Origin of the sequence: Streptosporangium sp. NPDC049248 (assembly GCF_040678965.1) — a bacterium.
GTDB lineage: Bacteria > Actinomycetota > Actinomycetes > Streptosporangiales > Streptosporangiaceae > Streptosporangium > Streptosporangium fukuiense.
Map to the genome: position 1 here is coordinate 56,259 of NZ_JBFAQY010000023.1, position 17,223 is coordinate 73,481.

General features: G+C 69.8%; 15 protein-coding genes. 13 read left to right on the top strand and 2 right to left on the bottom strand.

Annotated features, from left to right (window positions below; all coding sequences use genetic code 11):
• The first annotated feature begins 4 nt into the window (after nt 1-4).
• On the top strand, nt 5-484 hold the full coding sequence (locus tag AB0K21_RS32185) for a hypothetical protein (RefSeq protein WP_364155435.1): 480 nt from the start codon (nt 5-7) through the stop codon (nt 482-484).
• A gap of 465 nt (nt 485-949) precedes the next feature.
• Here AB0K21_RS32185 and AB0K21_RS32190 read toward each other — a convergent pair whose 3' ends face one another.
• Nucleotides 950-1,543, bottom strand: coding sequence for a hypothetical protein (locus tag AB0K21_RS32190; RefSeq protein WP_364155437.1), 594 nt, complete (start codon nt 1,541-1,543; stop codon nt 950-952).
• A 278-nt stretch (nt 1,544-1,821) separates the two neighbouring features.
• Between AB0K21_RS32190 and AB0K21_RS32195 the strand changes: the two genes are divergently transcribed.
• The 4 genes from AB0K21_RS32195 (at nt 1,822) to AB0K21_RS32210 (ending at nt 7,748) form a co-directional block, all read left to right on the top strand.
• Nucleotides 1,822-3,432 (top strand): ATP-binding cassette domain-containing protein, encoded by a 1,611-nt coding sequence (locus AB0K21_RS32195; protein ID WP_343966707.1) that lies wholly within the window; start codon nt 1,822-1,824, stop codon nt 3,430-3,432.
• A 63-nt stretch (nt 3,433-3,495) separates the two neighbouring features.
• Nucleotides 3,496-4,314, top strand: coding sequence for a hypothetical protein (locus AB0K21_RS32200; protein ID WP_343966705.1), 819 nt, complete (start codon nt 3,496-3,498; stop codon nt 4,312-4,314).
• Between the two features lie 175 nt (nt 4,315-4,489).
• Nucleotides 4,490-6,241: a sigma factor gene (locus tag AB0K21_RS32205; RefSeq protein WP_364155440.1), complete on the top strand. Its 1,752-nt coding sequence runs from the start codon at nt 4,490-4,492 to the stop codon at nt 6,239-6,241.
• 217 nt (nt 6,242-6,458) lie between these two features.
• Nucleotides 6,459-7,748, top strand: a complete 1,290-nt coding sequence (locus AB0K21_RS32210; protein ID WP_364155442.1) for an NlpC/P60 family protein — start codon at nt 6,459-6,461, stop codon at nt 7,746-7,748.
• A 35-nt stretch (nt 7,749-7,783) separates the two neighbouring features.
• Here AB0K21_RS32210 and AB0K21_RS32215 read toward each other — a convergent pair whose 3' ends face one another.
• Complete coding sequence (locus AB0K21_RS32215) at nt 7,784-8,281, bottom strand: inorganic diphosphatase (RefSeq protein ID WP_030905709.1); 498 nt, start codon at nt 8,279-8,281, stop codon at nt 7,784-7,786.
• Nucleotides 8,282-8,402: 121 nt separating this feature from the next.
• On the opposite strand from AB0K21_RS32215, the gene dacB reads away from it, so the two are divergent.
• From dacB to AB0K21_RS32255, 8 genes are all read left to right on the top strand, one after another.
• A complete protein-coding gene (gene dacB, locus AB0K21_RS32220; protein WP_343962176.1) occupies nt 8,403-9,764 on the top strand; it encodes a D-alanyl-D-alanine carboxypeptidase/D-alanyl-D-alanine-endopeptidase in 1,362 nt (453 codons plus the stop codon).
• Nucleotides 9,765-9,815: 51 nt separating this feature from the next.
• Nucleotides 9,816-10,910 (top strand): zinc-dependent metalloprotease, encoded by a 1,095-nt coding sequence (locus AB0K21_RS32225; protein ID WP_343962499.1) that lies wholly within the window; start codon nt 9,816-9,818, stop codon nt 10,908-10,910.
• A gap of 66 nt (nt 10,911-10,976) precedes the next feature.
• A complete protein-coding gene (gene tilS / locus AB0K21_RS32230; protein WP_364155443.1) occupies nt 10,977-11,990 on the top strand; it encodes a tRNA lysidine(34) synthetase TilS in 1,014 nt (337 codons plus the stop codon).
• Nucleotides 11,991-12,003: 13 nt separating this feature from the next.
• Nucleotides 12,004-12,561, top strand: a complete 558-nt coding sequence (gene hpt, locus AB0K21_RS32235) for a hypoxanthine phosphoribosyltransferase (protein WP_343962180.1) — start codon at nt 12,004-12,006, stop codon at nt 12,559-12,561.
• A 279-nt stretch (nt 12,562-12,840) separates the two neighbouring features.
• Nucleotides 12,841-14,850: an ATP-dependent zinc metalloprotease FtsH gene (gene ftsH / locus AB0K21_RS32240; RefSeq protein WP_343962182.1), complete on the top strand. Its 2,010-nt coding sequence runs from the start codon at nt 12,841-12,843 to the stop codon at nt 14,848-14,850.
• A gap of 2 nt (nt 14,851-14,852) precedes the next feature.
• Nucleotides 14,853-15,434 carry a GTP cyclohydrolase I FolE gene (folE, locus tag AB0K21_RS32245; RefSeq protein ID WP_343962184.1) on the top strand — a complete coding sequence of 194 codons (582 nt, stop codon included), beginning with the start codon at nt 14,853-14,855 and terminating at the stop codon, nt 15,432-15,434.
• A 317-nt stretch (nt 15,435-15,751) separates the two neighbouring features.
• A complete protein-coding gene (folP, locus tag AB0K21_RS32250; protein ID WP_343962186.1) occupies nt 15,752-16,603 on the top strand; it encodes a dihydropteroate synthase in 852 nt (283 codons plus the stop codon).
• A complete protein-coding gene (locus AB0K21_RS32255; protein ID WP_030905684.1) occupies nt 16,600-17,040 on the top strand; it encodes a nuclear transport factor 2 family protein in 441 nt (146 codons plus the stop codon). Before folP ends, AB0K21_RS32255 begins: the two co-directional genes overlap by 4 nt.
• The last annotated feature ends 183 nt before the right edge of the window (nt 17,041-17,223 follow it).

Genomic DNA, 17,223 nt, shown 5'->3' on the forward strand with positions numbered 1-17,223 from the left:
TTCCATGCCTGCTGTCTCCCGGAGAGCCGGAACGGGTTCTCGCCGGAGGGGAACGGGACCTTTCTCCGTCTACGCCGCCCAGCCGGTTGGCAAGGGCGCCGCGACATCCAAGAGCCGCTTCGCCGCCGACCGGCTCACCACCGGCGCCGCAACCAACCGCCTCAATGTGAATCCGTACGCCAAGCTCACCGAGAGTGCCTGCCCGGCCACCGCGTACCCCTCCTACGCTTTGCGTACGGCCGACGGCGGAGCGCTCGCCTTCACCACCATCGAACGGACCCGGCACTATGACGTACACCAGGTGCCGAGGCGCAACCACGTCTGCCATCAGGACAACGGGCTCCTGCCCGGCAGGTACTACAGCTATATGAAGCTCATCGAGCTGATCCAGGTCGCCGCCCACATCCCGCCGAAGAACGCCGAACTCGGCCAGGTCAAGGTGGTCGGTTCCTACAGCGGCATCACCTCGGGTAACGGCCGCTAGACCCGTTGATCGGCCGTTTCAGTACGGGCTCATCTGGTCCAGCACCTTGGCGGCGAGTACCTGGAACTCCGTGGCTTTCTCCAGGTCCTGGACGACGTCCTCGGGAGTGATCGCGAGGGTATTCGGCGCTGTTGCGACGGCGGCGCATCCGGTCGAAGGAACGGAGTGCCTGCCCGAGCGGAGGGTCCAGCTGAGCCGTGACCGCGTCCAGCACCGCGAGGTGTCCGCTCCTGCTGGTGGCTCGCAGCCCCTGGTTCTCCAGGATGGACGCGAGGGCTTTTCTGGAGGCGTCGTAGAGAAGCCGGTACGCACCTGTCGGATCTGTCGTGAAGCCGCTGCGGGCGAGTTGGATATGTCGTTCGGCCTGAGTGAGCAGGGTGTCCGCATGTTCTCTGCTTGGTGGCACTCGTTCCAACCGGCCTGAGGCCAGCATCGCATCGATCCGATCGCGTCCCTGCATCCATCTCATGAGGTGCTCCGCTTCCGAATCAGGGAGCAGAGAGGTTTGCTACGGAGGGATGCCACGAACGGGTCGTCCAGATCGACGTTCCAAGAGGTCGGCGAGATCCGGTTGATGTTCACTTCACGGTCGAGGACCCGTTCGGCTGTCCTCGCCGCGTCGTAGAGTTCGTCGTCGTCTGCGGATCCCACGATGAGGACGTCGACGTCACGGGGTGGCGGACCGGCTTGGTTCGCGTACCGGGCGGCCCAGGAGCCGTACAGGTACGCCTCGTCGATGCCGGAGATTGAGTGGAGAAGGGGCGGCAGGACGGCGAGCGGTCCGAAGGTCACCGCCAACAGGTCGGTGAGCGGTTTGGCAACGATCGTGTCGGTGTCAGCGCGGATGAGACGGAGGTTGCCGTGTCGTCTTTCCCGGGTCAGTCCGGCAGCGGCGAACCGGTCAGCTTCACGGCTTACTGTCGACTGGGACGCGCCTGTCCGTACGGCGAGGTCGATCGTCGAATACTCGTTTTCCGGGTGGAGGTACAACCAGGCGAGCAACTCGCCAACGGCGTTGGAACGAAGTAACGGTAACAGCAGGGGTGGAGTCGCCCTCATAGATGCATAGTACTATGCATCTATAGCAAGTTCATTGCGCTCTGTAAAAGATCGACTACGAATGGTTCGTGTCGGCGCTCCGGCGGCCCAGTCGATTCTCGGATGCCGCTCCCTGCTAGGCCCACAAGGCCGAACCCGTGAGTTCGCGAACGCCGCAGAGACCGAATGCAGAGGACGCCGGTGACCGGATCACCACGTCGTGCCGCAACCGGGAAATCAGGATGCCCGGTGGTTGAAGTGGCAGGTACCCTGCGCGAGGACCTATGGAGGGAATTGTCGTGGGGCACGTTGAAGTCGGTCATCTGACGTACGTTCTGCCGGATGGGCGGCCGTTGCTGGACGACGTGTCCTTCCGGGTCGGCGAGGGGGTCAAGGCGGCGCTCGTCGGGCCCAACGGGGCGGGCAAGACGACGTTGATGCGGCTGATCGCGGGTGACCTGCAGCCTGTCGACGGGAGCGTCGCCAGCTCCGGCGGCCTGGGGATCATGCGGCAGTTCATCGGCAGCATCCGGGACGGCCGGTCCGTGCACGACCTGCTGGTCAGTGTCGCCCCGCAGCGGGTGCGGGAGGCGGCGGCGAAGCTGGAGGCCGCCGAGCTGGTGATGATGGAGCGCGAGGACGAGAAGGCCCAGATGCGCTACGCGCAGGCCATCACCGACTACAGCGACGCCGGCGGCTACGACATCGAGGTGCTCTGGGACACCTGCGCGATGGCCGCGCTCGGCATGCCGTACGACGACTGCAAGTACCGCGAGGTCAACACGCTGTCGGGCGGTGAGCAGAAGCGGCTGGTGCTGGAGGCGCTGCTGCGCGGTCCCGACCAGACGCTGCTGCTCGACGAGCCGGACAACTACCTCGACGTGCCCGGCAAGCTCTGGCTGGAGCAGGCGCTCAGGGAGACCCCGAAGACCGTGCTGCTGGTCAGCCACGACCGGCAGCTGCTGGCCAACGCGGCGGACCGGATCATCACCGTCGAGTCCGGCAACATCTGGGTGCACGGCGGGGGGTTCGGCGGCTACGCCCAGGCGCGCAGGGAGCGCAACGAGCGCCTCGACGAGCTGAAGAAGCGCTGGGACGAGGAGCACGCCAAGATCAAGCGGCTGGTCCTGATGCTCAAGCAGAAGGCCAAGTACATGGACACCATGGCCGCCGCCTACCACTCGGCCCAGACCCGGCTGCGCAGGTTCGAGGAGGCCGGGCCGCCGGAGGCGGCGCCCAAGGAGCAGTTCATCAGCATGCGGCTGAAGGGCGGCCGGACCGCCAAGCGGGCGGTGATCTGCGAGCGGCTTGAGCTCACCGGCCTGATGAAGCCGTTCGACCTGGAGATCTGGTACGGCGAGCGGGTCGCGGTGCTGGGCTCCAACGGCTCGGGCAAGTCGCACTTCCTGCGCCTGATCGCCGGGGAGGAGGTCAGGCACACCGGGGTGGCCAGGCTCGGCGCCCGGGTCGTCCCCGGGCATTTCGCCCAGACGCACGCTCGCCCTGAGCTCATCGGCCGGACGCCCTGCGAGATCGTCATGACCGAGCACGCCCGGCTCAAGAACGAGGCGATGAAGGCGCTGTCCCGCTACGAGCTGGCCGGAACCATCGCCGAACAGCGTTTCGAGACGCTCTCCGGGGGGCAGCAGGCCCGGCTGCAGATCCTGCTGCTCGAACTGTCCGGCACCACCCTGCTGCTGCTGGACGAGCCGACGGACAACCTCGACCTGGCCAGCGCCGAGGCTCTCCAGGAAGGGCTGGACGCCTTCGACGGGACCGTGGTCGCGGTGACCCACGACCGTTGGTTCGCCGACGACTTCGACCGGTACCTGGTCTTCGGGGCCGATGGAAAGGTCTACGAATCGTCCGAGCCGGTGTGGGACGAGACCAGGGTGGTCCGCCAGAGGTAAAGACTCGGGTCGTTCCCGGCGCGTCGGAGTGGGAGCGGTGTCGCCACCGGTTATCACGGCTAGGTGACGCACAGCACCCGAATCGTCGGCGCCCTCGCCCTCCTGCTCCTCATCGGAAGTGCCGGATGCACCGATGAGGAGGTGGAGAAGAAGCGGGCCGCCGCGCTCCAGCCGATCGCGGTCAGGGAGCAGGCATCGTCCATCATCAAGGGTGACGATGGGTATGTGGTGAACTGGGCAGGAGTGCTGGCCAACACCAATCCGTGGCACTTCGGCGAGCACATCGTGGCCACCGTGGTGGCCAAGAACGCCGAGGGCAAGGAGGTGGTCCGGCTGGAACAGCCGCTGGACGCGGTGCCTCCCGCCGGAACCCTGCCCTTCACGGGCCAGGTGGTGACCCAGGACAGGCCCGCCGACGTGAGCATCGCGTACCGCCCGGCACGCTGGCATCTGGCCGGACGGATCGTCTCGGCCTTCCAGCCCTTCCCGGTCCGCGGCGTGCTGACCGACCGCACCGCCGACGGCAACTATCTCGTCACCGGCTATGTCGGCACCCCGTACGTGATGCCGACCCGCAGCCTGGCCGTCACCGCGCTCCTGCGCGACAAGCGGGGCAAGCTGCTCGGCGGCGGGAGCACGTTCGTGGACAACCTCCAGGCGGGTGAGAACCGCCGGTTCATCCTGCAGATCAAGAGTGTCCAGAACACCCGCGACATCGCCTCCGCCGAGGTGACCGCGCGCACCTGGGGGTCGAGCAGCCGTCCCTTCGAGCAGCTCGCCCTCGGCGGCGCGCTGCCCCTGCACACGGTCAAGCCGAGGATGCCCCCGTTCGCCAAGGACCGGGGCAGGCAGGCCCCGCTCGCGAGCGCCGCCCACCCGTGATCGGGAATTCTCTCCGTGCCATACCGATAAGCGCGATAAATGACTATTTTTCAATGTTTATGATTACGGGTCGCCAGGGATGGTTCACCAATTTTGTTGACTCCGCTGAGACAGTTGGAGTCACCGCGTAGAAACGGCTGGAACTTACGGTCGCCAATCGTTTACCTTCGGTTGCGTGACTGACGGTGTCCTGGTCGAAGCGTTGCGCGCGAGGGAACCTGCGGCCCTTTCCCGCCTCTACGACTCGTATGCGGAAAGCGTCTATCGATACTGCCATTCAATGCTCGGCGTCTCGGCGGACGCGGAACTGGCGTTCCTTGACACCTTCGTCGCGGCCGAGGCCCATGTTCACGCGCTCGCCGACTCCCGCCGGCTGGAGGCGTGGCTGTACGCACTCGCTCGGGGGGAGTGCGTGCGGCGCGATCCAGCCGGGGAGCCCGACCCGCGGGTCCCCGTTCCCGCGGGCGTCGGCGAGGCGGACCTGCGGGTGATGGCGTGGAACGCCACCCGGAGCCTGCCGCCCGAGGACCGGGAGGTCCTCGATCTGAGCTGCCGGCACGGATTCGGGCCCGTCGACCTCGCCGCGGTCCTGGGCGTCACCGCCAAGGTCGCGGCAGCGCGGTACGAATCGGCGAGGGAGCGGCTGCGCGACACCGTCACCGCGGAGGTCCTCGTCCGCAAGGGACCCCACGACTGCGCGAGCCGAGCCCGCGTGCTGACCGGCTTCGCCGGCGAGCTCACCGCGCGGGCGCGCGAGCGGGTGATCCGCCATGTGAACCGGTGCGACACCTGCGCCCCGCACCGGGTCAGGCAGGTCTCCGCGGCCAAGGTCTTCGACCTGCTCCCGGTGGTCGCGCCGCCGCCGACGCTGCGCGCGCGGGTGATGGACTGCTTCACCGACCCCGGGCGGATCCCCTACCGGCACGACGTCGCCCACCGGGTCGGCCCCCTAGACGCTGCCGGGTTTCCCGCCGGTACGGCACGCGGAGGTCGTCGCCGGCCCTACGTGATGGCCGGTACGGCGGTCGCGGTCGCCGCGTCGGCGGCGCTCGCTCTGCTCCTCACCCAGACCACCCTCCGGTCCGGGGAGGCGAGTCCCGGTGCCGCCTCGGGGATGTTCTCGGCGTCGGCGGAGCCTCCGGCCGCCCGGCGGCCGGAGGGGCGCCAGAGGCCGGAGGAGTACCGCGGACCCGAGGAGCCCGGCCGGTCAGGGGAGCGCCGGCGGGTGAACGTGCCGCCGGCGCCGGAGCCCGTCCGCGCGGAAACGGCCGTCGGGCGGACCGGCTCGCTCGGAGTGACGGAGCCGGTCGGCGTCACCGGGCCCGGCTCCGAGACCGACCGGCCGGTGCCGGCGCCGGGCCCGACCGGCCGCCCGGCGGAGACCCCGCCCGCACCGCCGGACAACAGACCTTCAGCCGGCGGACCGGTGCTGCCGGGGGCTCCCGGGGCCGGTGCGCCGGACGGGCGCCCCCCGCACCGCGACCACCACGGGCACCGGCCCCTCCGTCCCTGCCGTGACACACACCGATCGACGGACCCGGGCGGTCCGAGGCCCCCGCGAGGAGAACATGGGCCGCCCCGCGTGACCCCCCGGCCCCCGCAGGCGGACCCCCGGCCGCCGCGGGCGAATCCTCGGCCGCCGTATGCCGGCCCCGTGCCGCCGCCCGCCGACCCGCAGGCTCCGTCCACAGGCCCCGGGCCGTCACGGGGAGACCTGAGACCTCCGCGTCCCGGGCCGCGGGGAGTCCTCGGCCATCCGCGGGCCGCTCAGCGGCGGTCCCCGGACGCCTCCCGGCCGACATTTCCCGGATCGCATCCCCCGCCGCCCGGCTCTCCCGCGTTCTCCGGGCCTTCCACCTCACCGCGAGGGCCGGTCACACCCCTCGTCGAGCGGCGGCCTCCGGGCGGCAGCACGCCGGCCGTCTGAGCGTCGAGACGCTTTCGGCATCCCTTCGGCGGTACGGGCCGAGCCCTCCGCGAGCGGCGGTATTGTGGCGGGCGATGACTACGCGGCGTGAGTGTCATGTGTGCGTAGAGTGACGAATGGGAATGTTGAGGTAGGCCGCCTGGCAAGCGGCGACGCGCCGCGCTCCGCGGTGAGACCGCGGCAAGCGGTGTTCAAGGGGGACTCCGGGGGGAGACGCATGCATTCAGTCAGACGGCGCCGCCATGCCGCCGCGGTGGCGGGCCTGGCCTGCTGCCTGATCGCCGGGCAGGGACTCCCCGCCGGCGCCGTGCCCGGCCGGTCGGGGCCGGCCGACGATGCCGCGCCCGGCGGCGTGACGGGCCCGTCGGCCGACGAGGTCGCCGAGGCGCGGGCCATGGCCCGCGAGCGTGGCGAGCGGCTCGGCGAGACCACGGTCCTGGTCGCCGAGGCGCGGGCCAGGCTGGAGGAGCTGGTCACCACTGCGGAGAGGCTCGTCGAGTCGTACAACGGGGAGCTCGTCAAGACGGCTCGCGCCAAGGAGCTCTCGGTCCAGGCGGCCGAGCGGGCGAAGGCCGCCGGCTCCCAGGTCGCCAAGGCCCGCGAGGCGGTGGCCGCGATCACCGCCCAGAGCTACGGGGGACTGGACATCGCCCAGCCCATGATGGCCATGATGACCGGCAACGGCGGCCCCACGGACGACGGCTACCTGCGCAGGGCCAGCATTCTGGCCCACATGGGCGGAGGACAGGCCGAGACGCTCAAGCAACTGCGGGAGTCCCAGGAGGTCTTCGCCATCCTGCAGGCCCAGGCGGAGGACGCGTACGCCGGGCAGCGGGAGGCGCAGGCGGAGGCCGCGGAGGCGAAGCAGGCCGCGGAGGAGGCCGTCGCCAGACAGGTCGACGAGACCCGGCGGATCGAGGAGGAGCAGGCGCGGCTGGAGAAGCTGGCCGACGAGGCGCGGAGTACGGCCGAGAAACTCGCCAGGGAGCGCGAGGTGGCTCTGGAGCAGGCCAGGGTCGCCAGGGAGAACGCCGAGCGCGCCCGATACCAGGCGGCCGCGATGCGCCGCGAGGCGGCTCGGATGGGAGTGGCCTCGGGGGAGCCCGTGTCGCGCTGGGCGCTCAACGTGACCGCCGAGTCGGCCAGGGGCGACATCGCCGCGGACTGGGCGCTCACCCAGCTCGACAAGCCGTACGTGTGGGCGGCCGACGGACCGGCCGCCTATGACTGCTCGGGGCTGACCATGCGGGCCTGGGAGCGGGTCGGGATCGTCATGGACCACTGGACCGGCACCCAGTGGACCTCGGGCCCGCACGTGCGGCTCAGCGAGCTCCGCCGGGGCGACCTGCTCTTCTACGGGCAGGCCACGGGGAACCCCGGAGACATCCACCACGTGGGGATCTACGTCGGCCGGGGGCTGATGGTGCACGCCCCGCAGACGGGGGACGTGGTCCGGGTCGCGCCGATGTGGCGCAGCGACCTCATCGGCGCGACCCGCCCCGCGTGACGGCTCAGCGGCACTGAGCCGTCACCCGTGACGGCTCAGTGCTTGCCGGGGGCCTCGTCCTGGGCGCGCTTGATGGAACGGACGATCTCCTCCTCGGCCTCCACCCTGCCGACCCAGTTGGCGCCCTCGACCGACTTGCCGGGCTCCAGGTCCTTGTAGACCTCGAAGAAGTGCTGGATCTCCAGGCGGTCGAACTCCGGCACGTGGTGGATGTCGCGGATGTGCTCCATCCGGGGGTCGGTGGCGGGGACGCAGAGGACCTTGTCGTCGCCGCCCTTCTCGTCGGTCATGCGGAACATACCGACCGCGCGGCACTTGATCAGGCAGCCGGGGAAGGTCGGCTCCTGGAGCAGCACCAGGGCGTCGAGGGGATCACCGTCCTCGCCCAGCGTGTCTTCGATGAAGCCGTAGTCGGCGGGGTACTGCGTGGAGGTGAAGAGCATGCGGTCGAGCCTGATGCGGCCTGACTCGTGGTCCACCTCGTACTTGTTCCGTTGCCCCTTGGGAATCTCAACGAGAACGTCGAACTCCACCGCGTTTCCTCCACTCAGACCCCCGGGCACCCCCGGTTGGGCGTTAATGTCTCGTAGGCGTTTTATGCCTTTTGGGTACTGATGATGAGAGGTCGGCGACGTAATGCGGCGTGAGCGGTGGGTGGCCTTGGTCACTCTCGTCCTGCTGCAGATTTTCGTCGTCGCGGCCGGGGCACACCTGATCACCAGCGGTGCGCTGGTCAAAGGTGAGTCCGAGCGTGTCGCGCCGGCGGCGCCGCCCCCCGTCCCGGTCATCACCGCGGGTCCGGTGCTGGCCGCGGGGGGGAACGGACCTCTCCCCGCCAAGAGTACTTTGGCAGGGCGGTTGACCGAGGCGCTGGGGGACCCCGCCCTGGGGGGAAGCGTCGGGGCGGTGGTCGTCGACGCGGAGACGGGCGCCGTGCTGTTCGGCAGCCACGAGGCCAAGGGCATCACCCCCGCCTCCACCACCAAGGTCGTCACCTCTGTCGCCTCGCTGGCCTCGCTGGGGCCCGACACCAGGCTGAGCACCCGGGTGGTGCGGGGCTCCTCGCCGGGCTCGATCGTCCTCGTCGGCGGCGGCGACCCCACCCTGGCGAGCCCGAGAACGGCGGCGAGCCAGGTCTATCCCAAGCCCGCCTCGCTCGCCACCCTCGCCTCGCGCACCGCCAGGGCGCTCAAGGCGGCGGGGACGTCCAAGGTGACGGTGGCCTACGACGACTCCCTCTACGTGGGGCCGCGCACCGCCGCGTCGTGGAAGCCGGGCTACGTGCCCGAGGGCAGCGTGGCCCCCGTCACCGCGCTCATGGTCGACGAGGGCAGGGTCTCCAGCGGCGGCCAGAGAACCTCGGACCCCTCCCGCGCGGCGCACGGCGCGTTCGTGTCGCTGCTGTCGAAGTACGGCATCACGGTCTCCAAGTCCGCCAGGCGGGCCACGGCGCCGGCCGGTGCCCAGGAGATCGCCAGGGTCGAGTCCGCGCCGGTCTACGCCCTGGTCGAGCGGGCACTCACGCTCAGCGACAACGACCTCTCCGAGGCGCTGGCCAGGCACGTGGCGATCAAGGAGGGCGAGCCCGCCTCCTTCGACGGTGGCGCCCGGGCCGTCGCCAAGGTGCTGGCCAGGCTCGGCGCGGGCAAGGGCGTGCTGGTCTTCGACGGCAGCGGGCTGTCCCCCAGAAACCGCATCACCCCCGAGGCCCTGGCCCGCCTGGTCGCGGTGGCGGCCTCCCCGGCCAATCCCGGCCTGAACCCGATCGTCAGCGGCATGCCGATCGCCGGCTTCAGCGGCACCCTCGGGCACAGGTTCGACAAGACGCGCTCCGCCTACGGGCTCGTCCGCGCCAAGACGGGCACCCTGGACGGGGTCAACACGCTGGCGGGTATGACCACCACGCGCGCCGGACGCCTGGTGACCTTCGCCTTCATGGCGGACGACGTGCCACCCGGCTGGGGCAAGGCGGAGGCGGCCCTCGACAGGCTCGCGGCGGTGGTGGCCGCCAGTTGATCACAGGTTCCGGGTGCGCGGCCCGGGAAGGGAGCACGTACGGTGGACGGTATGCAGGTGATCGACTGGGATCTTGCCGTAGCGACCGGAACGCGCCTGGTGCGCCCCGGGCCGCAAGTGAGCCGAGAGGAGGCCCGGCAGGCCGTCGCCGATTTGCGGCGGCTCTCGCGTGAGGCCGAGGGGCACGTCCGCGAGTTCACCCGAATCGACACCGAGACCGCGCCACAGCCCGCGACCATCGTCGACAGGCCCGGCTGGATCAAGGCCAACATCGACGGGTTCCGGGTGGTGCTGGAGCCGCTCACCGAGCGGATGGCCGCCCGCGCCGGCCAGACGCCGGCGATCGTGGGCGCGATGGGCTCGCGCGTCACCGGGATCGAGGTGGGCGCGGTGCTGGCCTTTCTCGCCTCCCGTGTCCTCGGGCAGTACGAGCTGTTCCTGCCGCCGGACCCGACCGGCCAGGCGGCCACGGGGCGCCTCACCCTGGTGGCGCCCAACATCGTCCACGCCGAGCACGAGCTCAACGTCAACCCCGATGACTTCCGCCTCTGGGTCTGCCTGCACGAGGAGACCCACCGGGTGCAGTTCACCGGAGTCCACTGGCTGCGCGAGTACGTCAGGACGCAGACGACGGACTTCCTGCTGGCCTCCGACATCGACCTGCCCGCGCTGCTGGAGCGGCTCCGCTCGGCCGCCGGCACGTTCACGGACGTCATCAGGGGCGGCGAGGGCAACCTGATCGACGCGATCCAGACGCCCGAGCAGAAGGTGATCCTCGACCGGCTCACCGCGGTGATGACCCTGGTCGAGGGGCACGGCGACTACGTCATGGACGCGGTCGGCCCCTCGGTGGTCCCCTCGGTCGCCGACATCCGGGCCAAGTTCCACCACCGCCGCGAGGGCGGTTCCCGCTTCGACCGCACGATCCGCAAGCTGCTCGGCCTCGACCTCAAGATGAAGCAGTACGCCGAGGGATCGGCCTTCGTCCGCACCGTCGTGGGCCAGGTGGGCATCGACGGCTTCAACAAGGTCTGGACCTCGCCCGAGACCCTTCCCACCCAGGGAGAGATCTCCAAGCCCGAGCGGTGGATCGCCAGGGTGATCGACGCCCCGGCCATCTCCGAGGTCGGCGGCACTTCCGGCTAGGGCCCGAAAGAGCCCGAGGGGGACGCGCGGCGCCACCCCCCCGTCCGAGGCCGGACAATGGCGAGCATGGGTCCGCATCCCGCCGTCGCCGACGTCCGCCGTGCCGTACGGCACGCGCTGGGCCACCTGGAACCGGGCGAGCTGGTGCTGGCCGCGTGCAGCGGTGGCGCGGACTCCCTGGCCCTGGCCGCCGCGCTGGGTTTCGCCGCGCCCAGGGCCGGGCTCCGCGCCGGCCTGCTGACCGTCGACCACGGCCTGCAGGCGGGCTCCGGGGAGCGCGCGGCCGACGTGGTGCGGCTCGCACCCGGTCTGGGGCTCGACCTCGCCGAGGCGCTCGCGGTCTCCGTCGGCACCTCGGGAGGCCCTGAGGCGGCGGCCAGAGCGGCCAGGTACACGGCCCTGTCACAGGCCGCCGAGCGCCTCGGGGCGGCGGTGGTGCTGCTCGGGCACACCAGGGACGACCAGGCGGAGACCGTGCTGCTCAGGCTGGCCAGGGGGAGCGGCACCCGGTCGCTGGCCGGGATGCCCGCGCGGACCGGGATCTACCGGCGGCCGCTGCTGGGGCTCGGCCGCGCGACGACGGTGGCGGCCTGCGCGGCGCTCGGCCTGTCCCCGTGGGACGACCCGCACAACCTCGACGCCCGCTACGCCCGGGTCCGGGTCCGCGAGCGGCTGCTCCCCGCCCTGGAGGACGAACTCGGCCCCGGCGTCGCCGAGGCACTCGCCAGGACCGCCGATCTCTGCCGTGACGACGCCGACGCGCTCGACGCCTGGGCCGCCGAGGTCTACGCCCGTGTCGCGGTACGAGATTGCGCTCTTAGCGATATCGGGCCGGTGACGATGGCCGTACGGGACCTGGAACACCTTCCCGCGGCCGTGCGCCGCAGGGTGCTGCGGAGAGCGGCGATCGACGCGGGGGCACCACCCGGCACTCTCGCGGCCTCGCACGTCCTGCAGGTGGACCGTCTGGTCACCCAGTGGCGGGGACAGCGGCGGATAGAGGTGCCCGGGGGGGTGGGGGCGATCCGCCGGTATGACACCCTGATACTCGCCAGACAGTCAGTCAGCCCCGTTTCGTAAGGAAAAATCCCAGGTGGACGCAGCCGACATGGGCAAGGACCTCTCTAAGGTCCTCATTCCCGAGGAAGAGCTCCAGGCCAAGATCAAGGAGCTCGCGAGCCGGATAGACGAGGACTACGCGGGCCGGGATCTGCTGATCGTGGGCGTGCTCAAGGGCGCGGTCATGGTGATGGCGGATCTGGCGAGGGCGTTGCACGTGCCGGTGCAGATGGACTGGATGGCGGTGTCGTCCTACGGAGCGGGCACCAGGTCGTCGGGCGTCGTGCGGGTGCTCAAGGACCTCGACACCGACATCGCCGGCCGCCACGTGCTGGTCGTCGAGGACATCATCGACTCGGGCCTGACCCTGTCGTGGCTGGTGCACAACCTGAAGTCGCGCAACCCCGCCTCGGTGGAGATATGCGCCGCGCTGCGCAAGCCGGACGCGGTCAAGGTGCCGATCGACGTCAAGTACATCGGTTTCGACATTCCCAACGAGTTCGTCATCGGTTACGGCCTCGACTACGCCGAGCGCTACCGCAACCTCCCCTTCATCGGAACTCTCGCGCCGCACGTGTACGGAGCGGACTGAAAAGTACGCCCTGCGCGAAGTGTGTCATTCACAAACGCGACATTGCCCATAGCGGCGGGGAACACGGACCTACCTGACGTACGTTGGTAGAGAAAGCCGGTGCTGTCCGCGCGGTGACCCCGCGCGCCACGCCGGTGTACCTTCGGACGACCGAAGAGGTGGCCTCCGCCGCTTTCGGACAGTCAGTTGGAGCGGTTAGGGATACCGCGAACCCCGGGTCCGCCCGGGGTTGCCAGGCTCTGGTCAGGAAGGGACGGGCCCGCCGGGGTTCCGCATCGGATGGATCTCAAGCGATTTACACGTGGGCCACTGCTGTGGATCCTGGGCATCGTCGTTCTGCTGCTTCTCGTCACCACCATGTGGGGCGGCGACGGCAACTTCGAGAAGAGAGACACCTCTCAGATCATCAGCTGGATCAGCGAGGGCAAGGTCTCCAACGCGAAGATCATCGACAAGGAACAGCGCATCGAGGTCACGCTGACCGACGGCAAGCGCTACTACTCCTCGTGGGTGACCGGCCAGGGCGTTCAGCTCGCCGACCAACTCCAGACCGCCGTCGGGGCGAAGAAGCTCGACAAGGGCTACACCGTCGACGTGCCCAAGGAGAACTTCCTCCTCAGCCTCCTGGTGAGCTTCCTGCCGATCGTCATCATCGTGCTGATCTTCCTGTTCATCATGAACCAGATGCAGGGTGGCGGCTCCCGGGTGATGAACTTCGGCAAGTCGAAGGCCAAACTCATCACCAAGGACACTCCGAAGACCACCTTCGCCGACGTGGCGGGTGCCGACGAGGCCATCGAGGAACTCCAGGAGATCAAGGAGTTCCTGCAGGCCCCGGCCAAGTTCCAGGCGATCGGCGCCAAGATCCCCAAGGGTGTGCTGCTCTACGGCCCGCCGGGAACCGGTAAGACCCTGCTCGCCAGGGCCGTCGCCGGTGAGGCCGGGGTGCCGTTCTACTCCATCTCCGGTTCCGACTTCGTGGAGATGTTCGTCGGCGTCGGCGCCTCGCGAGTCCGCGACCTGTTCGAGCAGGCCAAGGCGAACGCCCCGGCGATCATCTTCATCGACGAGATCGACGCGGTGGGCCGCCACCGCGGCGCCGGTCTCGGCGGTGGTCACGACGAGCGCGAGCAGACGCTGAACCAGCTCCTCGTCGAGATGGACGGCTTCGACGTCAAGGGCGGCGTGATCCTGATCGCCGCGACCAACCGGCCCGACATCCTCGACCCGGCGCTGCTGCGTCCCGGCCGTTTCGACCGCCAGGTCACCGTCGACCGCCCCGACCTGGAGGGCCGCAAGGGCATCCTCAAGGTGCACGGTCGTGGCAAGCCGTTCGCCGAGGGCGTCGACCTCGACATCATCGCCCGCAGGACGCCCGGTTTCACCGGTGCCGACCTGGCCAACGTGATCAACGAGGCCGCGCTGCTCACCGCGCGGGCCGACCAGAAGCTGATCACGATGGAGCTCCTTGAGGAGTCCATCGACCGCGTGATGGCCGGTCCGGAGCGCAAGTCCCGGGTCATGTCGGACCAGGAAAAGAAGATCATCGCGTACCACGAGGGCGGTCACGCCCTGGTCGCGCACGCGCTGCCCAACTCCGACCCGGTCCACAAGATCACGATCCTGTCCCGCGGACGCGCCCTCGGCTACACGATGACGCTGCCGATGGAGGACAAGTTCCTGGCGACCCGCTCGGAGATGCTGGACCAGCTCGCGATGCTGCTCGGTGGCCGCACGGCTGAGGAGCTCGTCTTCCACGAGCCCACCACCGGCGCCTCCAACGACATCGAGAAGGCCACCTCCATCGCCCGCCGCATGGTCACCGAGTACGGCATGAGCGAGCAGCTCGGCGCCCGTAAGTTCGGCAGTGGCAACGCCGAGGTCTTCCTCGGCCGTGAGATGGGACACGAGCGCGACTACTCCGAGAAGATCGCCTCCACGATCGACGAGGAGGTCCGCCGCCTCATCGAGTCGGGCCACGACCAGGCCTGGGAGATCCTCGTCGAGTACCGCGACGTGCTCGACAACCTGGTGCTGGAGCTGATGGAGAAGGAGACTCTCTCCCGCGAGCAGGTTCTGCAGATCTTCGCCCCGGTCGTCGTCAAGGAGAAGAGGCCCTCCTACTCCGGCTACGGCAAGCGGCTGCCTTCCAACCGCCCGCCGATCCTGTCCCGCAAGGAGCAGTCCGGCAACGGCTCGCTTCCCCCCGGTGAGCAGGTGACCGAGGGTAACGGCGCCCTCCCCAACGGCTCGGGCCAGCCCGACCCCGTGCAGAGGGACGGGAACTGAGCGTGGGTGTCAAGCCACTGCCGGTCGACACGGTCCGGCTGGAGAGCGCGGTCCGCGAGATCCTCATCGCCATCGGTGAGGATCCCGACCGCGACGGTCTCCGGGACACCCCGGCCCGGGTCGCCCGTGCCTACGCGGAGCAGTTCGCCGGACTGGGGCAGACCCCCGAGGACGTGCTGACCACGGTCTTCGACGTCGACCACGACGAGATGGTGCTGGTCCGCGACATCGAGGTCTACTCGACCTGCGAGCACCACCTCGTGCCGTTCCACGGTGTGGCCCACGTCGGCTACATCCCCAACGAGAAGGGGCAGGTCACCGGCCTGTCCAAACTCGCCCGCCTGGTCGACGTCTACGCCAGGCGTCCCCAGGTGCAGGAGCGGATGACCTCCCAGATCGCCGACGCGCTCATGGAGGTGCTGGAGCCGCGCGGGGTCATCGTCGTGATCGAGTGTGAGCACCTCTGCATGACCATGCGGGGCGTCCGCAAGCCCGGCGCCAAGACGATCACCTCGGCGGTGCGCGGGGACTTCCGCAACAGCGACAGGACCCGCGCCGAGGCGATGGCCCTGATCATCCGCTGATCCCCGTCTCCCAGAGCGTCCGCGACAACCCCGTCAGGACCGCCCGCCGGCGGCCCGGGCGGGGTTCCGCGTTGTCGCCCAGAGAAATCCCCCAAGCTGACCTTGATCCGGCTAATATCGCCATACCCGGCAGGGCCGGGTGCTCTGCGATCTTCGGATCGCGGCGAACACGCCCAGGGTCCCCCCGGAGGAGGACGGATGCAGGCCGGACACCCCGACCAAAGGCCGTCCGCTCCGTGACGGGTGTACGGATCCGTGGCGGCACAAGCCGGACCCGCGAGACGGGCGGACGGTACGCAACGCCTAGGCTTGTCCGCATGACTACGTGGAGTGTGCCCGGGCTGCCGGACGTGGGCCGGTGTCTCGTGATGGGCGTGGTCAACGTGACTCCCGACTCCTTCTCCGACGGCGGCCGATGGTTCGACCCCGCGGAGGCCGTGCGCCACGGCCTGGAGTTGGTCGAGCAGGGGGCCGACATCGTCGATGTGGGAGGCGAGTCCACCAGGCCGGGCGCCGCGCGGGTGCCGCTGGAGGAGGAGGTGGCCAGGGTCGAGCCGGTCATCAGGGAGCTGAGCCGCGCGGGGGTCGCCGTCAGCGTCGACACCATGCGGGCCGAGGTCGCCCAGGTGGCGGTGGAGGCCGGGGCGAAACTGGTCAACGACGTCAGCGGAGGGCTGGCCGACCCGGCGATGCCCAGGGTCGTGGCCGCATCCGGCGTGCCGTACGTGGTGATGCACTGGCGGGGGCACAGCCACGCCATGCAGGAGCGGGCCGTGTACGACGACGTGGTGACCGAGGTCTGCCAGGAGCTCACCAAGCGGGTCGAGTCCGTGCTGGCCGAGGGGGTGGCGGAGGAACAGATCGTGCTCGACCCGGGGTTGGGCTTCTCCAAGAACCCCGACCACAACTGGGCTCTGATCGCGGGCCTCGACAGGCTCGCCGAACTGGGCCGTCCGCTGCTCGTCGGGGCCTCACGGAAACGATTCCTGGGTCGCCTGCTGGCCGCCCCGGACGGCACACCGCGTCCTTTCAGCCGCAGTGACGACGCCACGCTCGCCGTGACCGCCCTCGTCGCCCAGGCGGGGGCCTGGTGCGTGCGTGTGCACGATGTCCGCCCGAACGCGGACGCCGTCCGTGTGGCCGCCGCAGTTCAGAGAGCGAGACCATGAGCGTCGACACCACCGCCGTCGAGACGGTCAACCAGGCGTTCTACACCGCCATCGAGGACGCCGACCTCGACAAGATGACCGAGATCTGGGCCGAGGACATCGATGGCGAGCAGGTGAGCTGCGTGCACCCCGGGTGGCCGATCGTGAACGGCCGGCAGGAGGTGCTGCGCTCATGGGCGCTCATCATGGCCAACACGCCCTACATCCAGTTCGTGCTGACAGACGTCCGCGTCATGGTCCTGGGTGACGTCGCCATCCTCACCTGTGAGGAGAACATCCTCACCGCGGGAGACGAGGGTGATTCCAGCTTCGCCGCGGGCAAGGTGGTGGCGAGCAACACCTTCGTGCGCACGTCCGCGGGATGGCGGCTCTGGCTGCACCACGGCTCACCCGTGCTGCAGGGTGACGACGACGAAGAGGAAGAGGAGGTGGCGTGAGCGAGCGCACCGGCGAACGGCCCGACGGGAACGCCTCCCGGGTGGCCGAGGTACGGGCCGGTGACGGATCCCAGGACCAGCGGCCCCTGCGGATCAACGACGACGTCGCGGACCTGATCGGCGATCCGCTCCAGGACCCGCTGGGGGGTCCGGCGGATACGACGTACGGCCTGCCGTCGGGCC